This window comes from Enterococcus sp. AZ140 (assembly GCF_051714405.1).
Classification (GTDB): domain Bacteria; phylum Bacillota; class Bacilli; order Lactobacillales; family Enterococcaceae; genus Enterococcus_B; species Enterococcus_B pernyi.
Window position 1 is genome coordinate 2,396,523 of record NZ_JBIORU010000001.1, and the last position, 22,751, is coordinate 2,419,273.

At 37.8% G+C, this 22,751-nt stretch carries 18 protein-coding genes and 1 riboswitch; of the genes, 2 read left to right on the forward strand and 16 right to left on the reverse strand.

Going from position 1 to position 22,751, the window contains the following annotated elements; genetic code table 11:
* Positions 1 to 651 precede the first annotated feature (651 nt).
* Genes IGJ39_RS10970 through IGJ39_RS11000 form a run of 7 tightly spaced genes read right to left on the reverse strand, consistent with a single transcriptional unit; the run spans position 652 to position 8,890 of the window.
* Entirely contained in the window at positions 652 to 2,370 is a 1,719-nt protein-coding gene (locus IGJ39_RS10970; RefSeq protein WP_438764689.1) for a phospho-sugar mutase, read from the reverse strand.
* On the reverse strand, positions 2,367 to 3,434 hold the full coding sequence (locus IGJ39_RS10975) for a BtaManbiosPhlase (RefSeq protein ID WP_438764691.1): 1,068 nt from the start codon (positions 3,432 to 3,434) through the stop codon (positions 2,367 to 2,369). Before IGJ39_RS10975 ends, IGJ39_RS10970 begins: the two co-directional genes overlap by 4 nt.
* 12 nt (positions 3,435 to 3,446) lie before the next feature.
* Positions 3,447 to 4,352 carry a DUF1861 family protein gene (locus IGJ39_RS10980; RefSeq protein WP_438764693.1) on the reverse strand — a complete coding sequence of 302 codons (906 nt, stop codon included), beginning with the start codon at positions 4,350 to 4,352 and terminating at the stop codon, positions 3,447 to 3,449.
* Positions 4,353 to 4,354: 2 nt separating this feature from the next.
* On the reverse strand, positions 4,355 to 5,860 hold the full coding sequence (locus IGJ39_RS10985; RefSeq protein WP_438764695.1) for an alpha-amylase family glycosyl hydrolase: 1,506 nt from the start codon (positions 5,858 to 5,860) through the stop codon (positions 4,355 to 4,357).
* Between the two features lie 12 nt (positions 5,861 to 5,872).
* Entirely contained in the window at positions 5,873 to 6,709 is an 837-nt protein-coding gene (locus tag IGJ39_RS10990) for a carbohydrate ABC transporter permease (RefSeq protein ID WP_065097085.1), read from the reverse strand.
* A complete protein-coding gene (locus IGJ39_RS10995) occupies positions 6,696 to 7,571 on the reverse strand; it encodes a carbohydrate ABC transporter permease (RefSeq protein WP_065097084.1) in 876 nt (291 codons plus the stop codon). The genes IGJ39_RS10990 and IGJ39_RS10995 overlap by 14 nt, the downstream gene beginning before the upstream one ends.
* Positions 7,571 to 8,890 carry an ABC transporter substrate-binding protein gene (locus IGJ39_RS11000; RefSeq protein WP_438764698.1) on the reverse strand — a complete coding sequence of 440 codons (1,320 nt, stop codon included), beginning with the start codon at positions 8,888 to 8,890 and terminating at the stop codon, positions 7,571 to 7,573. The genes IGJ39_RS10995 and IGJ39_RS11000 overlap by 1 nt, the downstream gene beginning before the upstream one ends.
* Positions 8,891 to 9,072: 182 nt before the next feature.
* Here IGJ39_RS11000 and IGJ39_RS11005 point away from each other — a divergent pair, with 182 nt between their 5' ends.
* Entirely contained in the window at positions 9,073 to 10,065 is a 993-nt protein-coding gene (locus IGJ39_RS11005; protein ID WP_438764700.1) for a LacI family DNA-binding transcriptional regulator, read from the forward strand.
* Between the two features lie 110 nt (positions 10,066 to 10,175).
* On the opposite strand, the gene IGJ39_RS11010 is transcribed toward IGJ39_RS11005, so the two are convergent.
* The 8 genes from IGJ39_RS11010 to IGJ39_RS11045 all read right to left on the reverse strand — a co-directional run bounded on the left by IGJ39_RS11010 (position 10,176) and on the right by IGJ39_RS11045 (position 20,139).
* Entirely contained in the window at positions 10,176 to 12,437 is a 2,262-nt protein-coding gene (locus IGJ39_RS11010) for a DGQHR domain-containing protein (protein WP_065097081.1), read from the reverse strand.
* A gap of 2 nt (positions 12,438 to 12,439) precedes the next feature.
* Entirely contained in the window at positions 12,440 to 13,267 is an 828-nt protein-coding gene (locus IGJ39_RS11015; RefSeq protein WP_065097080.1) for a DNA adenine methylase, read from the reverse strand.
* 335 nt (positions 13,268 to 13,602) lie between these two features.
* Positions 13,603 to 14,385: an ABC transporter ATP-binding protein gene (locus tag IGJ39_RS11020; RefSeq protein ID WP_438764703.1), complete on the reverse strand. Its 783-nt coding sequence runs from the start codon at positions 14,383 to 14,385 to the stop codon at positions 13,603 to 13,605.
* Between the two features lie 13 nt (positions 14,386 to 14,398).
* Positions 14,399 to 14,923, reverse strand: a complete 525-nt coding sequence (locus IGJ39_RS11025; RefSeq protein WP_065097078.1) for an ATP:cob(I)alamin adenosyltransferase — start codon at positions 14,921 to 14,923, stop codon at positions 14,399 to 14,401.
* 12 nt (positions 14,924 to 14,935) lie between these two features.
* Positions 14,936 to 15,934: a FecCD family ABC transporter permease gene (locus IGJ39_RS11030; RefSeq protein WP_065097091.1), complete on the reverse strand. Its 999-nt coding sequence runs from the start codon at positions 15,932 to 15,934 to the stop codon at positions 14,936 to 14,938.
* Positions 15,927 to 16,895, reverse strand: coding sequence for an ABC transporter substrate-binding protein (locus IGJ39_RS11035; protein WP_438765036.1), 969 nt, complete (start codon positions 16,893 to 16,895; stop codon positions 15,927 to 15,929). The genes IGJ39_RS11030 and IGJ39_RS11035 overlap by 8 nt, the downstream gene beginning before the upstream one ends.
* Before the next feature lie 189 nt (positions 16,896 to 17,084).
* A riboswitch (cobalamin riboswitch) is annotated at positions 17,085 to 17,245 on the reverse strand.
* Positions 17,246 to 17,686: 441 nt separating this feature from the next.
* A complete protein-coding gene (locus IGJ39_RS11040; protein ID WP_086335062.1) occupies positions 17,687 to 18,580 on the reverse strand; it encodes a hypothetical protein in 894 nt (297 codons plus the stop codon).
* Positions 18,577 to 20,139, reverse strand: coding sequence for a hypothetical protein (locus IGJ39_RS11045; protein ID WP_438764706.1), 1,563 nt, complete (start codon positions 20,137 to 20,139; stop codon positions 18,577 to 18,579). The genes IGJ39_RS11040 and IGJ39_RS11045 overlap by 4 nt, the downstream gene beginning before the upstream one ends.
* Positions 20,140 to 20,600: 461 nt before the next feature.
* Between IGJ39_RS11045 and IGJ39_RS11050 the strand changes: the two genes are divergently transcribed.
* On the forward strand, positions 20,601 to 21,236 hold the full coding sequence (locus IGJ39_RS11050; RefSeq protein WP_438764708.1) for a VanZ family protein: 636 nt from the start codon (positions 20,601 to 20,603) through the stop codon (positions 21,234 to 21,236).
* 94 nt (positions 21,237 to 21,330) lie between these two features.
* Here IGJ39_RS11050 and IGJ39_RS11055 read toward each other — a convergent pair whose 3' ends face one another.
* A complete protein-coding gene (locus IGJ39_RS11055; protein WP_438764710.1) occupies positions 21,331 to 22,743 on the reverse strand; it encodes a family 1 glycosylhydrolase in 1,413 nt (470 codons plus the stop codon).
* Positions 22,744 to 22,751 lie beyond the last annotated feature (8 nt).

Sequence of the window (22,751 nt, forward strand, 5' to 3'; positions counted from 1 at the left end):
TAATAAAACTGCCTATTAAGCGAATCATTTCCCGTTGATACCAATTTTTTTTAGTAAAAGAAAGTGTGCAATGATTTACGTCAGGAAAGAAAAAGTCAGAAATTCCAAAATATAAAATGATTGAAAATGCCTATTTTAAAGGTAGAATGTTGTAATCCCTCCTATTTAACCACCCGAATCTGCAATTCATCTACCTCATAACGTTATGAATAAAACGATAGATTGTTATGTCAATCAAAACTAAGAATTAGATGCGCGTTGCTTTTAGACAAATCGAATCATCTGTCTAGCTGAAGTTATTATATACGTTATTAATAATATAATTATCCACAAACCGCCCCCATCTGTATTACTATTCAAAAAATTGTTTATATCATTGAATACAAAAGATAAAAAAACAAATATATACATATTTATTTCGGATTTATAATAACAAACAAAAAAAAGAAAAGGCAATAAATGTCTAGTCATTAGATAACATTTTATAATCAATAAGAAAACTTTTCCCTTCTCTAATTATCCATTAATTTTATATATGTTAGGTTTCTATACTAACAACGTTATGTTTAAATATTTTAAGTCACTTAATTCTTTCTACAAAAAACCAAGCAACTCTTCCGTTCAGAAGTCTAGCTTGGCTTTTCGTATTGTTTATAAATGATCCAATAGTTCCTGAAATCCCTTCTGCAAGCGAAGCAATTTCGCTTGTGCAGAAGGTTGAGATTTATCCTTCACTGAATAATAAATCTTAAACTTCGGTTCTGTACCTGATGGTCGTAGACAGAACCATGAACCATCTGTGAATATATACTTCAAGACATTGGAAGTGGGTAGGTCAATCGTAGATGATTGTTGATTTGGCGTCGTTCTTAGTGAAGTAGCGTAATCTTCTGTACAGGAAAGGACAAACTCTCCTAAATGCGAAAATGATTGTTCTCTCAGACGATCCAGTCGTTGGTTCATTTGGATGATTCCATCTTTCCCAGAAAAAATCTGCGTTTCCAAATGTTCTTCATAGTAGCCGTATTCTTCATAAAGTTCATGTAAGCGATCAATCAAATCCTGCCCTGATAAATGGCGATCTAACGTAGCTTCCGCTAATAATACCGCCGCTTGGATCGCATCTTTGTCTCTAACAAAAGGGGCAATCAGATAGCCATAACTTTCTTCGTACCCAAACAAAAAATCTTTCCCTTTTCGTTCTTCTGCTTGTTGGATTTGTTCCCCGATAAATTTGAACCCAGTCAACGTATTTCTTGTTTCGATCCCATGTGCTTGAGCAATTCTTGTACCTAGTTCCGATGTGACGATTGTTTTCGCTATAAAGTAATTTGTCAGCGCTTGTTGGGTTTGTTGTTTGCTTCGAATCAAGTAGTCCAGCAATAGGGCGCCGATTTGATTCCCTGTAAGAAATACTGGTTCTCCGTTTTTCAAAACCACGACACCTAAACGATCTGCATCTGGGTCCGTTGCTAATATCAACTGTGCCTCCTGTTTCTTTGCTTCTGTTAATGCCAGCGCAAAAGCGTCTTTATCTTCTGGATTAGGTGAAGCTACTGTTGAAAAATCTGGATCAGGCAACGCTTGCTCTTTTATGACGTGGAAATTAGCAAATCCTAGTTGCTCAAATGCTTTTTGCATAAGAATATTTCCAGCTCCATGTAACGGCGTATAGATCATGTTAAGCTGTGAGCCAAAGCGTCGGATGTTTTCTTTATTTTGAATGACTGCCGTCAACTGTTCTAAATAAAGAGTGTCGACTTCTTCGCCAAAAAGATGAATCAGCTGAGCCTCTCTATAAACAGACAACGCGTCTGCTTCAATCGACAACTCATTTGGTCCATGCGCTAAAAGTTCTGTCAGTCTCTCTGCTGTTTCTAAAGTGATCTGCCCACCGTCTGGTCCATAAACTTTAAATCCGTTGTATTCTTTTGGATTGTGACTAGCCGTGATCATCACTCCGGCACACGCTTGATAATGGCGAACAAGAAACGACAATTGCGGTGTTGGACGTAAACAGTCGGATAAATAAACCTTGACTCCTTGACTGGCTAATACTCGCGCCGTCCATTCAGCGAATTCTTTTGAGCAATGCCGGTTATCAAATGCGATCACTACGCCTTGTTGGCTGGCATTTTTTTCACGAATATAAGTAGCTAAACCAAAAGCAACTCGTTTGATCGTATAACTGTTCAGCCGATTCGTACCGACTCCGAGTTCCCCGCGCATCCCACCTGTGCCAAAGGACAAATACTGATAAAAGCGATCTTCGATTTCTTGTGGGTCAGAAAGAGCCGTTAATTGCTCTTTCATCATTTCTTCTAAAGATATTTCATTTAGCCATTCTTGATATTTTTGTTGCCAGCTCATGGGCGTTCTTCTTTCATTTGATCTAAAATTTCATTGATCGAAAGGGTACAGCCAGCCATTGATGTATCCGCTACACCGTAATACATCGTCAACTGATCCCCATCAAGTAATCCCCCACAGCCAAAGACAACATCCCCAAAGAAACCATTCTTTTCATAATCCGCTTCTGGCTCCATGATTGGCTGATGACTGCGCGCGATCACTTTGGTTGGATCTTCTAAATCTAAAAGTGCGGCACCCATACAATAGCGATGTTCTGCGGTCGCGCCATGATAGATGATCAACCAACCTTGATCCGTTTTGATAGGCACTAGCCCGCCACCAATCCGACCGCTATCCCATGTATTTTCTCGAACACCTAACAAATGATGGTGATTTCCCCAACTCACTAAATCTGGCGAAGAAGCAAGCCAAATATCATAATTTCCGATACTTTTTAGCGATGGTCGATGCAACGCGTAGTACTTCCCATTGATTTGTTCTGGAAAAATCAACACATCTTTATTTTCTGGCGCAAATATGTTGCCTAGATCTTCATAGGACTTGAAATCCTTCGTTGAAACTAAAGAATCACAAACACCCATCGGTGAGACAGAACTAAAATTGACGTAGTAGGTATCGCCAATTTGCGTACAACGCGCATCTTCTATGCCGTACGTTTGGTATTCATTAAACGGATACAAAAACGCATCTTCGTCAATCGTAAAATGATGTCCGTCTTTACTTCGAGCAATCCGAATATAAGACAAAGAAGTCAAATATTCAAAGCGATCTAATTGATCTTTTTTACGGATCATTCGTGGATCTTCAAAATCATAACTTTCATCCTCACGATCAAAAGATAAGATTTCCATCGTTTGCGTGGCTGGATCATAAACTGGCGCTTTGATCACCTTTGGATCTTCTGAGATCGGTCGCTCTGCGATTCTCAATAAGAGTAAGACTTCCCCTTGATAGTACGCAACTCCCCCATTAAACGCACCAATCACTTCATATCCGTCGTGTAACGGTTTGATATCTTCTGGTGTAATCAATGGATTTTCATTAAAACGGTCTATTTTCATCTTTATTTACCTCTACTTAAATGGATTTTCGATTTTTAATTTTTGTGCGCCTGCATCACTGATCCCGGCATATAAAACACCATGCTCAGAAGACAGGTCCAAGCCTCCGCTAAAGACCACATCCACAAGATCCGGTCGTTTCGTCGGCCCTTTAGCAAAATCTTTTCTTTCCGCAAGGATGCGCACATCCTTCATTGCATGGTTTCTGCGATCAAATGAAAAACGCATCGCATAATAATGGCGATCACCTTGCTCATCAAAATTCGCAATATGACCTAAAACCCAAATCACTCCATCAATCTCAAAAATTTCATTGGCGCCGCCCCATTCTTCCTCAGAAAATTGGTTTGCTAATAATGGCGCTTCCTCGATTTTTTGGATCGATAAATCAGCCAAATGATCGATCACACAAGCGCCAATCTTACCACGACCGCCTTTTTCTCCTTGTGGACGTGTCATGAGCAAGATTTCACCAGTGGACAATTGCTTCAACCGTAAGTCTTTCATTCCCCATGGACCTTCAAATAAGTGGTGGGCAGTTGCTGCATCTTCTAAGTGATAAAAAATAGTCCGCCATTGTGCCTGACCTTCTGGCAAGAAAACAACCTCCACACCACCTAAAATCACTTGCCCATCAATCACCGTATAAAAAGGGTCTTGTAGCGGCAATTCGATGCCATCAGAAATCTTTGCCCATGTATTTTTAGCTGTTTCTCTAAACAAGTGAACAGTTGAATCCTCGCTCTCTCTAGCTTCTACACGCCCAGCTAGCACCACTTCTCCTGCTAACTCAAATGGAGCGGTAATGTTGTAGACATCCTTCGTCCCCACACCAGTAAATGTCAAAAATTCCGCTTTTTTCATTTGCTCAGGTTTACTTTTTCGATAATCTTCAATTAAGTTTTTTATTTCGATCATTGCTATTCCTTTCCAATCCAACAGCTTTTTGGTGGTACTCGTACCCATTGACGATCCTCGCTCCGCACACCTTTGCCAAAAATCGTTTGAACTTTTTCTGAGATATTCTGTTTTACAGACGAATCACTAAAATTCAACACCACAGATAAATGCTCAACTTGATAACGGATACAGTCATTTTCCAACTGAATATTCGTTACTACTTGAAACGGCCCCTCCGCTTTACGCAACCGAATCAATTCTTGATAGACAGAAGAAATCAATTCTCCTTCTGGATTTATCGGGCTCGTCCCGATCCATCCAGGTCGTTGACTTTCTCCCCAAGGAATCATCCCCCGGGAACGGTCGCGATTCACTTCATTGGCGGCCGAAAGTGCCTGTCGTGTTTCCACAAAGAGGCAATGTTCATGGTATTTATTCTTCGCTTGGATGTCGCGAATCTCTGAAAGATGAGTCGGATAAAAATCACTTACCCCTTGCTCTTCTCCTTGAAATAAGAAAGGCACACCACGATTGATCAACATAAAGACAGACAACAATTCATACGTCCCACGATCTTCTTGTGCCAACCGGTTCCACGAACGACTCATATCGTGACTATTAAAGAATAAGGTTGGAAGATGTTTACGTGCATTCATCTCTTGAAATTCGTGGGTCAACATCGTTAGATCCAACGTTTCAATACTTCCTAAATTAAAGTTGAACGCCGTATCGAATCCTGCTTCTTCCACATAACTTGAAATCAGCGATAACTGATCCGAACTGATCTCAGCCACTGTAAAAATATTCGAATCGACTGTTTTGAGCCATTGATTCATTTCTTTAAGAACTGGCATCACTCCAGGCTGATTGACATCATAAAGATGCACCTGTTTCCCCTCTTCATCCCTAGGATTATCTGTAAAAGTATCACTCACCGTTAGATTATTGATCACATCAAAACGAAACCCATCCACACCCATGTCCAGCCAAAAAGACAAGACATCATAGATCGCCTGCTTCACTTCAGGATTCTGCCAGTTCAGATCCGCCTGTTCTTCTGCAAAACTGTGATAATAATACTGATTGGTTCGGTGATCCAGCTTCCAAGCACTGCCACCAAAAAAGCTTTCCCAATTATTCGACTGGTCTCGCCAAATATACCAATCACGTTTTGCACTCGCTTGGCTCGCACTGGATTCAATAAACCACGGATGTGCCGTTGACGTATGATTCAAAACCACATCAATAATGACTTTTATCGATAATGCATGTGCTTCTTCCAAAAGTGAGCGAAAGTTTTCCAAAGTCCCATATTGCGGATCAACCGCACAATAATCCGAAACATCATACCCATTATCGACTCTTGGCGAAGGATAAAATGGCGTGAGCCATAAGGCATCGATGCCACATTCTTTGAGGTAAGGCAACTTTTCTCTAACACCATCGATATCGCCAATCCCGTCGCCATTACTATCTGCAAAAGAAGCGAGATAGATTTCATAAAAAACTGCATTTTTCCACCACATTGTTCTGTCCTCTTACTTCAATGTAAATTGCATACCATCTTGGAATCGTTTGGAGAAAATCAAAAATAAAACAATCAATGGTAAAGTCAACAATACTGACGCCGCATACATCGGTCCTGGAAACGTGCCATAGGGGCCGAACATTTGCGAAATCAAGACATTCAACGTCACTGTACTATCACTTTTCGATACGATCATATCCCACAATAAATTCGTCCAACGATCCGTAAACAAGAACAAGAAAATCACCGTCGTAATCGATTTAGACATCGGCAAAACGACTTTGAACAAGACTTGCATCTCCGTTGCACCATCTAGCTTCGCCGCTTCAATCAATGTATTGGGAATCGCTTTGAAAAAGTTCGTATACATAAAAATCGCCCATAAACTGATTGCTGTAGGAATGATCATTCCTGCATATGAATCCAGTAACCCCACTCTCGTTACCATTAAAAACTGCGGGATCAGTAAAATGATTGCTGGGAAAAACATTTGGAAAAGAATAAAATTGTTTACTAATTTTTTCCCTTTAAACTCGATCTTTGCCAACGCATAACCGACCATCAAAGCAAACAACATCATTAAAACAGTTGCTACCGTCGCCACGATCGTTGTATTGACAAAAGCCCCCAACCACGGAACATCCGCAGAAGTCGGTGAACCTCCGAAAAGCCACGTCCAAGAACGTAAACTAAAATTTGTCGGGATAATGCGACGATCCACTTGATCCCAAACTGCAAAAGAATGCATGACTAAGTACACAAAAGGAAACGTCATGATCAGCATTACGAGGGTCGTTACAAGATAAAGAATCGTATTTTTGCCTTTTGTCCGTTTATGACCAACCATTTTTCTCCCCCCATTTTTCTAATAGTTTACGAATCACACCAATCGAAGCAAACGTCACCACAGAAGCCATTAACGCGACTGCTGAAGCATACCCCGAGCGAAGATTGACAAACGCTTGATTATAGATCTCCATTTGCCACGTATTCGTAGCAAAATTCGGCCCGCCACCAGTCAATTGATACACTTCCGTAAAGATCCCAAAACTAATCCCCACAGCAAGCACCGTCACCGTGAAAAACGCAGGATAAAGCATCGGAAACGTGATCTTCCAAAAACGCGTCCACGCACTTGCCCCATCGATCGCCGCTGCCTCATACACTTCTTTATTGATATTTCCCAAACCAGAAATCAAGATCAACCCATAATAGCCAGACATCTTCCAAGCAATCATCAGTGAAACGATAAAAATCGACGTCTGAGGATTCCCCAACCAATCAATATCCCAGCCCATTCTCGTACGTAAAAACGTATTAAAAGGGCCATTGTACGAAAGCAAACCTTTCACGATCAATGAGGTCACGACCCCACTGGAAAGATAAGGTAAAAAGAAGGCAACCATATACAAGCCTTTAAACTTAGGCAAACTATTCACTAACAACGCAATCGTCATCGATAAAATCAAAGCCATCGGAACAAAGACCAGTAGAAATTTATAGGTCACCACAAATGCTGCTCGAATCGCCGGACTATGAAACGCATCAATAAAATTTTTGAAACCAACAAATTCAACCGTTGGTGAAATCATATTCCAACTTGTCAGCGCTAACCAAAACGACCATAAAAGCGGTAACAAAAAGAAGATGACAGTAAAAATCAGGTATGGGCTGGTAAATAACCAGCCCAACTTTGTATTTTTGTTCATTACTGAAGCGCCCCTTCAACCGCTGATTTGGCATCTGCTGTTGCAGTTTTCGCATCCTTTTCTCCACGAATCACTGGTACCCACGCTTGTTCACCAAACGCTTGTTGAATCTCATTGAATTTTTCATTATCCATTGCCGGTACAGCAAATGGAACATTTTCTGCATATACTTTCATCGCTGGATTCTCTTCAAAGTATGCAGCAAAAATTTCATTTTCTTTCGCATCGTCTCTCGCAGGGATCAATGACGTCATTTCTAGTAACTTCATGTCATGTTCATCATCTAAATAAACAAATTCTAAGAACGCCATCGCTGCTGCCTGTTCTTCTTCAGTTGCTTGCGCGTACATCACGATCCCTTTCGCATCTGCGTAAGTCGAAACTTCTTTCACATCTGCTAAGGCATCAGGCACAACAGGTGTCGTCACTGTGTAGTTTTCACCAAACGTCAACTCAGGATATTTTTCGTCCCAATTTGGGAATGTCCATGGACCAAGATCAGTCATGATACTATCCCCATTTTCAAATGGATCAGTCGCTTCACCTGTTCGCAAAACATTCGCATCTGCTAATTGACTCATCAACTCAAATACATCCGTCATTGCAGCCTCATCCACAGAAAACTTCTCATTTTCTACAAAACTGCCACCTTCACTCGCCGCATTGTACAACGGGAAGAAATCAAACCAACGCATCCAAGCTGTTGGGTCAGACAAGTCTCTTTTCGCCCATAATGCTTTATCTGTTTCCTGAACCTTTTCTACAACCTCTAACAATTCAGAATATGTTTTGGGAACCTCCGAAAAGCCAAGTTCTTCTAGTAAATCGATTCGCCAACCAAATAAAATCGGGTTTGAATACACTGGTAATACATATTGACTATCGTCAGAAAATTTCCAGCTTTCAATCGTTTGATCCATGTGTCTTGCTTCCACGATCGAATCAAATCCACTTTGTTGATTCAATGGTAAAATCGCTTCACTAGCCGCCAATTGTGCCGCAAAACTACGGTTCACATTTTCAGACAACGTCGGTGCCGTATTCGATGCAATCGCACTTTGGATCGTCGCTTCAGAAGATGGACTTTCTTTCATTTGAGTCACTTCGACTGTGATATCGTCATTTTGTGCTTCGAATTCTGTCGCCATTTCTTGCCAATAGCTCAATTGCGTCGGATTAGGTGCCGCCCAAAAAGTGATTTTCGTTTTCCCATCATCTGAGCCAGAATCCCCACTCGTTGATTGATTGCCACAGCCCGCAAGTAAAACAGTTCCTGCTAATACAGTCGTAAGTCCCAAAAATATTTTCTTCATCTTCATGAATCTTCCTCCTTGGTTTGTAAACGGTTTCTTATAACTGCGACAATCATACCATCCGTAATTACGTTTGTCAACATTACGTAATTAACATTACAAAGTTACGTTTGTAATCTTTTTAGGTGATTATTATAGATGTACTATGTTATAATCAATATAAACATTACGAGAAATTAGGTGAACTTATGAAAAAAGCTTCGATGCAAGACATCGCTGATGCACTAGGAATCTCTAAAAATTCCGTTTCGCAAGCACTACGAAACAAACCAGGCGTCAGCCAACAAACCAAACAACTAGTAAAAAATAAAGCCGACGAACTAGGCTATCGTTACCAAACCGTCACAGAAGACACCACCATGAGCTTTCTTTTGATGGCAACTGAATTTGCCTTTTCCCAAACAAGTTTCTTCGGCGAAATCGTGAAAAGCGCAGAATCTGCCGCACAACGCGCACATATCAAATTAGACACGTATACCTTAACCGATGAAACACTACAACAAATGATCCTGCCAGAACACATCAATGAATATGACGGTATTTTAGTACTTTCTCATAGTAACAATGACTACATAAAACAAGTGATTGCTACAGGAATCCCCGTTACTTTGATCGATCATCACGATCCAGAATTACTCGCGGATGCCATTTTGTCCAAAAATACCGACGGCACGTTCCAAGCCATTTCATTACTCATTGCGAATGGCATGAAACGAATCGGCTTCATCGGCGACACCACCTTTTCGCCAAGCTACCTCGAACGCCACCGGGGCTACCATCGCGCCTTGGCAGAACACGGCATCTCACAAGAGCCAGAAATCGAGATCACCGAAATCGAGGAATCCCAAGGTGCTTTGTTCAGTCGCCTAAAAAGCATCGAGCAAATGCCCGATGCTTGGTTTTGTGTCAATTCCGGATTAGCCTTCATGCTCAACAGCTATCTCCAATCCGCTGGCTATACGATACCAGATGACATCAGTATCATTTGTTTTGACGAAACAGAATTCACACGCATGGCGATCCCACGATTGACCAACGTTGCCACCAACTTGGAATTCATGGGGAAACTCGCCATCCGAACCTTGTTACACCGCATCAATCATCCAGACGAACCGATCATCCATCAACAGATCGTACCGGAGTTGAATATTTGGGGGTCGGTGAGGATAGTGGATAAATGAAGGAACCGCTGGACAGCTAGAGGGAAAGGGGCTGTTCAGCGGGTTTTTGTGGTTTTACGAAAGATAAATAATATAAACATTTAATTTTATAGCTCAGATAGAATAAAAAACTAATTGTTTATATTATCTTGTAATAACCATGTATGAATTTTTTCTAAAAATTGAAACTCTTCCTCAGTGACTGAGTACTGATGAAACTGCTCATTTCTAATTCTAGATATTTTCTCCATCCATTTGGTTTTATCTGTTTTTTTTCCAGATTTCTTCTTATCTTCTGGCAAAGTGTAATCTTTTTCAAAAATATTTTGCCAGTTATTTAGAACAATTTCTCTATAATTAATAAAATTAAGACAGTCCCAAGGCGAAACCTCCTCTCCAGATTTCTTGTCGTAATTTTTTTCTACTGCAAGAGAATTTGCATCCTGATAGACTTTCTTTGGTAATCCTTTTTTAAACCAGACATCACCAAATTCATTCTGAAGCTTTGTTTTGCAATCTCCCTTTATATATAATTCTATATCCCGTATCATATTATAGGAAGCATCATTATATCTCATATCATTTTCTTCCCAGTATTTATCCATCCCTTCAGGACAAAAACTTTCACATCTTTTACTTATTTCCTTCTGTAGTGTTCGCCAGTATTTGATCTTTCCTCCCCCACCGTAATTTTTTTTTATTTTTTTTCTCTCATCTAGAGTAACTGAATTATAATAATCGATTAAATAGTCTAAATAGTCGAACACCAAGTTAAGATTTTCTTTTCTTTGAATCTGATTTAAATTTATAAGGTTTCTCGTCATTAAATCATTAGTTATATCATCAATAATACGTATCAAACTATATATTCCAGGGTTAGTTACAATAAACATCTTATCTTTCTCAGTCGTTTCCCATTTATCTCCAACTTGAGATTTTACGTACCATAAACACTCCTTTAAGTAATTAAAAACTATGGCTAAAGTTTCTTTATTATTCTCTTTATCCAAAGTACCAATACTGATTAATTCATTGTTTCTACTGTATTCTCCAAAAAAAGAACAATCATCTAATGCATTTTTTATAGAATCAATGGTGATTGAACAATAGTCTGTCCTTGAATTTTCGCCAACTATAATCCGTTCATACAAAGAAGAGCTTCTATCATCACCTAGCCTATGGGCAATCACCAATTTTAATGCTGTTTTTCTTTCATTTAAAGAGTCAGATTCCCAAAGAAGATCAGAATTCAGAGTATTCCTTAGATTTTTAGACACTGATTTCTGATTTTCATTTATATCCATAAATAGCTTAATTTGTTCTTTTCTATTAAGGTTTTCAAATGCCACAACAGGAATTGAATTAGACTCTGAAAAAGTCAGATTAGAATAGCCATATAATCTATGTTGACCATCAATAATATATGCAGATCGATATAACTGCGGAAGATGTAATATCCCTATTTTTGATATTGCTTCTTCAACTTGATTCCCAGCCATATCAAATCTTAGTTTTTTCCCATCTGTATCTAAATTGATTATCAATGAATTGGGAAAGAAACCACCCTCAGAAATAAATTCTCTAATTGCCTTGATTCGTTCCTTTTTTATCAGTCTCTGATAAGTAGGCATCATGTCATTGTTGGCATTATTCCTATGTAAAACATATGCAATTTTCAACAACTTCTCCGGCTCAATTGAAAAAGAATAGTACTTATGTCCGCCCATTCTTCCTTCTATAGCCGGTATTTTATTGTCCATGCTTTGTATTTTTTGACCAGAGAAAAGAAGACCTAGGAATTGATATCTCGATGCTCTGCCTAAGTGAGTAGATAGACCTTTATAATATAAAAAAGTTTCTTCATTAAAATGAGTTATTCCATATTTTTCCATAAAATAATTATCTTGATCTGGTGCCATATAATATTGTGTGGCAAAAATAAATGCATATTTTTTCTTTTTTTCTGGAAACTTTCCTCTACCCCACTTAATTAAGGAGGACTTATGCTCATTAATTTTCTTTATCTCGTTTAATAAACTTTTATCGTTCTGTTTTTTATCACTAAAATTAGTAAAAATAAATAATAGAGTTTCATCATCAGAAGACACTATATCTACCTCTAACCCATCAATATTTATTGGAGTTTTACTGATTGCATTGAATCCCATATCGTAAAATAGTAACCATAACTTATTAATAAACAACTCATGTTCAAGCTTACTTTTTTTTAAACGAGATGTTTTTTTGAAATTCCTATCAATAACCCATCCTTCCTCCACGAAAGATGCTACATCAGATAGTGGTACACTTTTAGTATAAAACTCTCTTTTTCTTTCTCTTTTTTCGACTAATAATTGTTCCTTTGTTAATATCGAGAAATCTTTTCCAGTCATGCTCAACTCTCCTTTATATTAGTAAAGACATACTCCTTGATCTTGCCTCTATTTGCATTTTTACCACCGATCAAGCTTGCTCTTGTCAGAGGATATGTAAGATCATCTTTATTATTAAATATTTCATACACTTTCTCATGAGCAGCGTTCGTTAGAATATAATAAGCTTCTTTCTTTTTTATCAAATTGATCAATTCGTTTAACCGATATTGATCTTCTAAAGAAAATAACTTTTGGTTGTAACTAATAAATCCATTATGATTATGTGAAACTGTATACGGTGGGTCCAGTATAACTAAATCATTTTTTTGAATCTTATTACTAATGGACATAAAATCATTAGTTTCCAAAATTGCTCCATTCAAAAGTTTACTAACTCTTAAAATATTATCTTCTTCAATTATGTAATTAGCTCTGTAACCATACGGTACATTATATCCGCCATCTCTATTCACTCGGTATATTCCATTAAAAGATGTTTTATTTAAGTAAATAAACTTCGCAGCAGATAAAATTTCATCATTAAAATTTTGTTCTCTCATTTTATAATAAAAATCTTTTGTGTTCTCATATTTTTTCAATTCCTCTATTACAGCGTTTGGTTCGTTTCTTATTACACAATAAGTATTCATTAATTCCTCATTCAAATCAGATAAAAAAATTTGTTTTTTTGGTTGAATGGCCAGAAAAATGGAAGCGCCTCCTAAAAAAGGTTCGAAGTAGTTATTAAAATGCAAATCTCCGACAATTGTATCCAAGTGTTTTTTCAGCCAGCTTTTTCCTCCGGCCCATCTCAAAAATGGTTTAACATTATGTATTTCTGAATTCATAAACTTCTCCTTTATATATCAATAAAAAAACAATCAATACATCATATTATAATATAATAATACCATATTATTGGATTTTTAAAACTAATAATATATATAGATAAATACTTATAAGAAGGGTTTATATCGTCAAACAATAATTGAATAACGAACATTAAAATCCAGGAGTAACAAAGAAAATAAATAACTAACAACCAAAAATATAAATAAAGTTATTTCAATAATGAGTATACTCAAATAAATACAAAGTTTGATCTATTATAATCGTTATATAAAACAAGAAATCCTGAGATTTATTACAATTAATCTCAGGATTTCTATAATTATTTAGTAATTTACAATAACCCTTCCCCCAACTTCTCCCAAATCTCGCTCTGCTCCTTAAAATGCTTCACTAAATCCACATCAAAGATATCTTTGAGTAGTTTCCTTGAAGCTGTTTCCAAAAATGGGCCCTGCTTGATGACTTGGCCTGCTTTCATGAACAAGACTTGGTCGCTTAAAGAAAGGGCTAAGCGGATATCGTGGAAGACTCCAATGATTGTTTTGTCTTGGTTCTTGCCCCAGTCTTTTAAATAGCCGATGAGTTCGAGCTGGTGTTTGATGTCTAGATGATTATTGGGTTCGTCTAGTAATAAGATATCTGGGTCTTGGGCTAATACTTTGGCTAGAAAGACACGTTGCTTTTGGCCACCGGAAAGTTGATTGACGGGGTGGTCTTTCAATTCCAACAAATTTGTTAGCGTCAGACACTCCATGACTTTTTCTCGATCTTCTGCTGTGGTGACCGACCATAGTCCTTGTTTGATGTGCGTATAGCGGCCCATCATGACGGTTTCATAGACGGTGTAATCAAAAGCAATAGTTGAAAACTGGCTAAGTAAGGCGACTTTTCGTGCGGCTTCTTTACGCTTCATTGTACGGACTTCTTTTCCATCGATCGTGATCGATCCTTCGTAGGAAAGGATGCCTGCAATTGATTTTAATACGGTTGTCTTGCCACAGCCGTTAGGTCCTAAGATACATAGGTTCTCACCTTTGTTCAGCTCGAAGGAGACTTCTTTGATGATTTTTACTGAGCCATAGCCAGCTGTGACTTGCGATAGCTTCAAGGTCATCACTTTTCCTCCTTTAGCGGTAATTTCTGCTGACAAAAGGAATTTCTGCTACGTCGTCTTCTCGGTTGAATTTCAGCGCAACCATGAAGAAATAACCCGACAATAAATTGAAAAAGTCTAGCAAACCTGAATCGACTTTTTTCCCTTGATAAAGATGGCGGTACAACAAACGAACGATTACTTTACAATCGACACGCAAGATATGAGCCAACGCACCTCGTTCACTTCCTTGAGGTAAGAAGAATGGTCCGCTTTGGTTTGTTCTTTCCGCATTCAATTCATCGACACGACTCTTTAACCAGTCGATTTCTTCTTGCGTGATCGTCATTTTTGTACGTACGCACGCATTGGCATGGTAAACCAATTCACCGATTTTCTCTAACTCTTCGTAAAAAGGAGAATCTTCACCCTTTGCGCGTAATAGCCCGATTTCTGAAGATAAACGATCGGTGTGTAATTCATAATCGCAGCGTAAATCATCTGCATCGTCTGCTAAAAATGGATAAGCCTCATAAGGGCTTCGATAAATATCTTTCATAGTTGTAAACACTCACTTTCGTTTGAAATAAACATAGGCAAAAAAGGGCGCACCAATCAATGCTGTGACAGCGCCTATTGGTATTTCTTGGGGAGATAATAGCGTTCGAGAAATCGTATCGCCGACGACCATCATACTGCCACCTAACAGTGCTGCTCCTGGAATGACCCAACGATGGCTAGCACCGAAATAGCGACGGATAACGTGAGGGGCAATCAAATCAACAAATCCGATCACACCGACAAATGAAACCGCACTTCCTGCAAGTAAAGCCGCAAGAACCATCACCCATAGCTTGATCGTTCGAACATCTACACCAGAGATTAACGCCTCTTCTTCGCCTAAAGATAACACATCTAAACTCCTAGCAGAGAACCAAAGAGCGATTGTTCCAATCAGTAAAATGGGTAAAAAGATTTGGATTTTTGCCCAAGTGCTTCCTGAAAAGCTCCCCATTTGCCAGAAAACTAACTGCTGTAAATGATCTTTGAACAATGCCGTGACGATCGTCAACATCGCGCCCACAAATAAGGTCATGACCATCCCCACTAAAATAACTGTTTGGTTCGATAATTGCTGATCCAATCTTTGACTCATCATCAAGACAATAAACACAGTTGCCAAGCCAAAAATAAAGCCTGTCAGAGGTAATGTAAAATTTGGGAACAACGGTAAAGTGATCCCTGAAACAATGATCAACGCAGCGCCAAGTGATGCCCCTGATGACACACCTAGCGTATAAGCGGAAGCCAACGGATTACCTAATAAGGATTGCATGACCGTTCCACTCACAGCCAACGCAGCTCCTACAAGAAACGCCAAAACCACTCTCGGCAGGCGAACCTGCCAAAGAATGGTGACGATCGTTGCATCTAGCTGTTTATCTCCTCTTGAAAATAATGCTTGGATCAAGGTATCAAAAGGAATGGACACACTTCCGATTTTGATCCCAAAGAATACTACGATGATACTCAAGACAACTGCTAACAGCAACCGACTTTGTTTATTCATTTTCCAACGATTTGTATTCATCAGGGTAGATTGCTAAAGCCATTTCTTTTAAAGCTTTTGTCATGTGATGATTAGGTAAAGAACTCGCAGCGTTATCGATGTAGTATACCGCTTCATTTTTCACCGCTGGCACGTCTTTCCAACTTTCACGATCCAAGATTTCTTGCACTGCATCATCCAAGTAATTCACGTTTGTCAAAATCACGTCTGGCTTGCTAGCAATCGCAGCTTCTTCTGTTACTGGAATCCAGCTTTCTTGATCCGCAAATACATTTTCTGCACCGACAAGTTCGATCATTTCATTCAAGTAAACGCCTTGACCAAAGCTATAAATTTCAGGTAATGCACTAATTTCAAATAATACTTTTTTCTTATCTGTAATCGTTTCACCAATTTCTTTGATCTCATCGATCTCTTTGTTCATTGTATCGACTAATTCTTGTCCTTTTTCATGCTCTTTTAAAGTGTCAGCGATAAATTGGACATCTAAAGCAATATCTTCAATAGTATTACTTGTTGGAATATTTACAACAGTAATTCCTGCATCTTTTACTTGTGACCAAACGTTTTCAGAACCATGCAGACTAATATCTGAAACATAGATCACTTGTGGGTTCAATGAAATCAATGTTTCTGCATCCACAGCCATCATATCGATTTGTGGCAACTCATCGATATCTTTCGTCATTGCTGGGCTTTGTGTGTCAACAGCTACTAATTGATCTTTACGTCCTAGATCATCGATCACTTGTGTAACTGAAGGTACTAGAGAAACCATCTTATCCACTTCTTCAGGAATCTCGATTTCTTCACCGCCACGATCTTTTGTCGGCAAAGCAACTTCTGAAGCTGTCGTTGTTTCTGCTGTTCCGCTTGTTTGATCATTATTATTTGAACAAGCACTTAAACCAAAGACTACGCTCACTCCCAACACAGCAACTAATTTCGATAATTTTTTCATCATCTATTCCCACTTTCCTTGACTCATTTTTACTTTTCCCAGTGATCACTTTGTTTACGATAGCCCTTTCATTTCCATACCCTTATCAAGCAAACTCTTTTAAAAGTAATAAAAAACTGCCTTTCCTTTTACAGGAGAAGACAGTTTGATCCATCGCACAACAAAACGCTTGATCTTTCTCCTACAAAAGAACATCATTGCCGTTAGACCGGTCTCCTGACTTGGCTTCTTTTTACTCCCAACCCTTCCAGAATGCTCTGTGGTCCTATTGGTTTCATCCCCCTTACAGTAGGTAGGTCTGTAGAGGACTTTCACCTCTTTCCCTGACATCTAATCGGCTATTTATTTTTAAATTTACTTTTATTCAATCATTTATCTTTTGGAAATTTTTAGCTATACCAACAAAAGTATCTCCGCCAATACTTTAACATATGGATTTCATAAAAGATATACGAAAATCAAGCGAAAAGAGCTACAAAACACCTTACTTTCAACAAAAATATATTATTTTCTGTTTTTTAAAATGCCATTCATTTATATTATAAAAAACTGATGACACTGTAACATTCGTTGATTTATCTAACGTTTTTTATTTTAATAAAACAAAGCTCTTGATAGGCATTCCTATCATGTAAGTGTAAGGTAAAAGGACAAGAATTTGTTAAAAAACATGCAAAAATTTCATATGTTATTCATTAGAATAAGAAAAGATTTATCAGATTAAGGCTATTTATTTTAATATTCAATCCAAAATTTACATTTAGATAGACGTTGAGATCAAAGATTTTGGGTTAGTTCTTCTCTTTTATTTCTTTGGCTGTTCCTTTGATATACTTGTTGAAATACTTCTCTCCGTACCATTCTAACTGCCCTTTCCCTTCCCACTCACGATACTCTTCTTGAAACTTATTTTTATAGTATCCATACAATAAATACGGAAAGGAAATATGCACCTCTGCTGCAGTAAAACTGATATTTACAATCATCCACATTATTACGGTACTTGAAATAGTAGTAATATCCGAGGAATCATTTAGTCCACTAGGAAAAATAAAATTTAAAAGTAGTATTATTGCCCAAAAGATTCCACCAAGTTTATAGCTAAAGGTGACTATTCTTTCAATAAATTTTGAAAATTGATTTTTTGATTCGTGGCTACCGAATAATTGTTTAGCAAGACCATACAATTTTTTCTCAAAAATGATATAACCACTTAAAATCTGTAACAAAATTAAAATAAGTATGCCAAAAATCGTAAGTGGTTCGATAAAGAATGTAATGAAGAACAAATTTATGCTTAGCATCAGCCAAATCATGTAGATGTTTAAATTAATAAAAATAAAGTAAAATCTCGTTCCATCATTCATCTTAGTGATCATAAAAATACTAATTATTGAAAATATCAACAAACCAAACCAAAAAATAGGCATTGAAACAAAATTAACTTTTGGTTCCTTAAATAATTGATGTAACACTTCATTTTCCATCCAAGAATTAATTAAGTAGTAAAATCCGTAGATAAGTAAAATCATAAGTATATAAATAATTAATTGAAATAGAGGATGAAGGTTTCTTTTCTCTTGCTCTTGTATCTTAATACCAGCATACAAATCTTTAACAAAACGATCATCTTCTAAATGTAAACTTTCCTCAAAAGTAGCTGAAAAAAATCTTTTGATATTCATTGTGCTACTCCTCTATAACTAGGTATATATACAGAATTCATTTTTTTACCAAAAGGTTTTCCAGAAGCACTAACATTCCAGTTTGTACTTCTTAACTTTAAATTATCCAACTCTAATTTATTGTTACTTTTTTTATTATCTTCTTTTTGATAAACTGAATTCTTCCATTTATCATATCTGTCGGGCCATATTGACTGTACAATTGAATTTCCTAAACCAAAAAGCCCTCCAACAACACAGCCTACAAAAGCGCCAGTAGCATTACCTGCTCCTGGTACAATAGTCCCCACAACCCCACCGATTTTAGCGCCTATAGTCATCCCCTCCAACGGTCCTATACTTTTAACCATATCAATCCCTCCGCCCTTTACTGCTTTTCCTACACTACCTGTTTTTCCATACTCATTTACTGCACTTGAAACAAATGTCACACCTAATTGTGCATAAGTAGCTACTTGGCCTGCCGTTCCTATTCCTTTGGCGATACCCCATTTTTTAGCTCCTTGTATCAAGTGGGAGTTCTTCAAGCCTTCGCTGACGTAGGTTTTTACGGGCGAGGTAAACTTAGTAAAATTTTGATAGGCCTTACCTATCGTATCGATTTTAGGAATCCATTTTCCTTGAGCAACAGTTTTACCTAACATTTCGTATTTTGTAAGAAAACTAAATAATCTAGTTTTCATACCCGAAGGTAGATAATTGGTAAGCATCCAAAATTCATCGTTGGATGCCAGCTTGTTTACTAATGCATCAGGATAATTTCTGAGCAACATTTCAAGTCGTTTGATTGCATCGGTTTTCCCATCTTTTAGAGGTTGAACTAATTTTTCAATCTCCGCATACAGTTCTAAGAAGGCATTAGTTGAAGATTCTTCCAGCAATGTCTGTCCGTTTGGTTTGTACTTCTCAAACCAACTTCCATCCACCCCTTTCGGCAATGTATAACTTCCATCTGCCTTTACGGTAGTTTGATTCAGGACTAAGACACTTTGCATGGCGAGTTTTAATTCCAGTAGACTGTTGTTAAACAGTCCACTGGTTTGAGAGTTAAAGGTATTGAGTTTTTGCTGTTTGCGTTGCAACTTGTAGATGTCTTCTTGTAAGCTGTCTGACATTCTCATCAGGTTGCGATGGAAGTCGGTCAGCATTTCTGTGATGCCTGGTAAGATGCTTATATTAGCGATGTGTCTGATCGTCTGCGCATGGTTTTCAATCGATTGTTTAGCAAATGATTTAGCCCGAATCTGTCCGCTTAAATTCTCTTCGTCCAAGTATCCTTCACTAGAAACGATTTGATGCGCGGCGGAGTAAAGATTCAGATCTGATTGAATTCCTTGTACCGCATTGTTTACCCGATTGACTGTAGGAATGATCAATTCAGAAAACAGTCCTTTACCGGCTTGATAAGCTGATCCGGAGAGTGTTTTTCCGTCAACTGCTTGAACAATTTGTTGGCTACCTGTTCGTAATTGGTCGATCGTTGTACGAGCAAGTGATAAATTAGTGGTCATATTACTTATTAAGTTAGAAGATTCGGTGGCTGAATAGATTAATCCCATAATTTTTGTCCTTTCAATTAGATAAGTGATGGCTGTCTATTATTAATGTAATACTTGATAGTATTTTCTCTCTGTACTTCTATTTATTTACCCCCATCTACTTCATTCATTATTACTATACGTAATTTTTTCCTATTTAAATTAAAATCGTTTGGATAAGAATCATCTACGTCGTATACGAACACTTTCAGTCTTATACGCACACGAAAACAGCCCTAAGATACTGGCATTCAATAAGTATCTAGGGCTATATTTTGCTAGTTATTCATTTTTATCAATCTTTTCTACGTGTCACAATTATTATTTAGTACCAACTGTCTTCATCTTGTATCATTTACCAGTTTATCAGTATACTCATATGACTCCTAAAATAAGTCTACAGGCTGATGGCTAACATCTCCTTCTATGAGATGATTATACAGACTAAATAATCATTAACTTAAGGAAAGAAGGCGGAAAATATGACGCAACAAATCGGGTTCTGGGAATCCATAGTAGATATCTTGACTTTAAAACCAGTATTCTTGATAGGTCTACTGATTTTGGCAAGTTTTTTATTCTGGCTCACTAGAGAAAATAAAAATCCCTCTAAATTGATAAGCATTCTATCAGCACTTTTACTATTTTATTATATGAGTTTTACATTCTTCAATGTGTTCGGTGTTCCTACGCTTCGTGAGTTGAATAGAATCAGTGGATTTGGTGAGAGTATTTTCAATCCGAATATCAATCTTATCCCTTTTATAGATGGAATAAATGCAGGTTATATTCTTAATATTCTTTGCTTTATACCCATCGGGTTCTTGTGTCCGTTAATTAGCAACAAGTATAGAAAATTCAGTTATTCTCTTTTACTTGGATTTGGTACCTCATTGCTGATTGAAATAAGCCAACTATTTACGGTAGCTAGAGCAACAGACATTGACGATTTAATTTCAAATGTACTAGGAATGATTCTAGGTTATTTTCTGATTGAGGTCATCTTAAGAATGATCAATCATTCGTCAAACAAAATCCTTGATAAAAAGTATGACTTTCCATGGACGATTCCTGTATTGGTCGTTTTTATTGCTTTTTTTAATACATTTTTTAGTTAATGCTTAAAGCTTAATATCTTAGAAACAATTCCTCTATAAAAAAGATAAGAACCCCAAAAATTGTTCTTCCAATTTTTGGGGTTCTTGCTTTTTATCATGCTATTCCGTTTGTTTCAATCACTCTTTTATACCAGTCAAACGATTTCTTTTTGTATCTGTTGCCGGTGCCTTTTCCTTCATCATCCAAGTCAACATAGATAAATCCATACCGTTTCGACATTTCGCCGGTAGAAGCGCTAACTAGGTCGATTGGTCCCCAAGAGAGATAACCGAGACATTCGACATAATCTTCGGTGATTGCCTTTTTCATTTCTGAAATGTGGAGGTTAAGATAATCGATACGGTAGTCATCATTAATGATATTCCCAGGTTCTAACACATCTTCAGCGCCTAGCCCATTTTCAGTGATCATTAGCGGCAATTGGTATCTTCTGTACAACCAGTTCATTGTATAGCGTAAGCCAACAGAATCTATGGCCCAGCCCCAGTCAGAAAGTTCCAGATACGGATTTTGGATGCCTCCAAAGAACGCTTCATTCTCTTTTTGTTCATTCGGAGTGACACTGGACATATAATAATTCAAACCAATATAGTCGATCGTTCCTTGTTGAAAATCTTTCGCATCCGTTTCTTGTTGCTCGATCATGATGCCTTGTGCTGAAAATTCCTTCAATTTGTATTGTGGAAATTTGCCACGACACATCACATCCATTTGATACAATTCTTTTTCGTTTTCCAACAAGTTGTTTAACATCGTTTCTGGTTTACAAGTTTCCGGATATTGCGGATTGATACCGAAGACACACCCAATTTTGAACTCGGGATTGATTTGATGGCCCAACTTAACGACTTTCGCGCTAGCAAGTGCTGTATTGTACGCAATTTGTGCAATCGCTTGTTTCGGATTTTCGAGTTCTTCAAATTTAAGACCAGAAATGTAGTACGTAAAAAATTCCGCAGCTTTTGAGTTCGGGTCTAAATGATTGATTTCATTGAATGTTGCCCAATAAGTTACTTTACCATTCAGACGTTCAAACAATGTTTCAGCATACTTTTCAAATAAATCGACTAGTTTGCGACTCGTCCAACCTTGGTATTTTATAATCAAGTTAGCTGGTAATTCAAAATGAAAGAACGTGATGATCGGCTCAATCCCATGTGCGAGCAATGTATCTACTACTTTTTCATAAAAGATCAAGCCTTGTTCATTTGGTTCTGGATCATCACCGTTTGGAAAAATCCGTGTCCAATCGATCGAGATCCTTAGTGCTGTAAAACCCATTTCCGCAAATAGTTTGATATCCTCTTTATAGCGATGATAAAAATCAATCCCCGTATGAGAAGGATAGACGAATCCTTCCTTCAGTTCTTTGTGGATTTCTCGTGGAGTGTCCCGAGTCCCTTTCGTGACGAGATCCATATTGGAAATTCCTTTTCCCCCTTGATCCCATCCACCTTCACTTTGATGGGCTGCAATACTACCGCCCCATAAAAAATCTGTTTTCATCCTTTTGC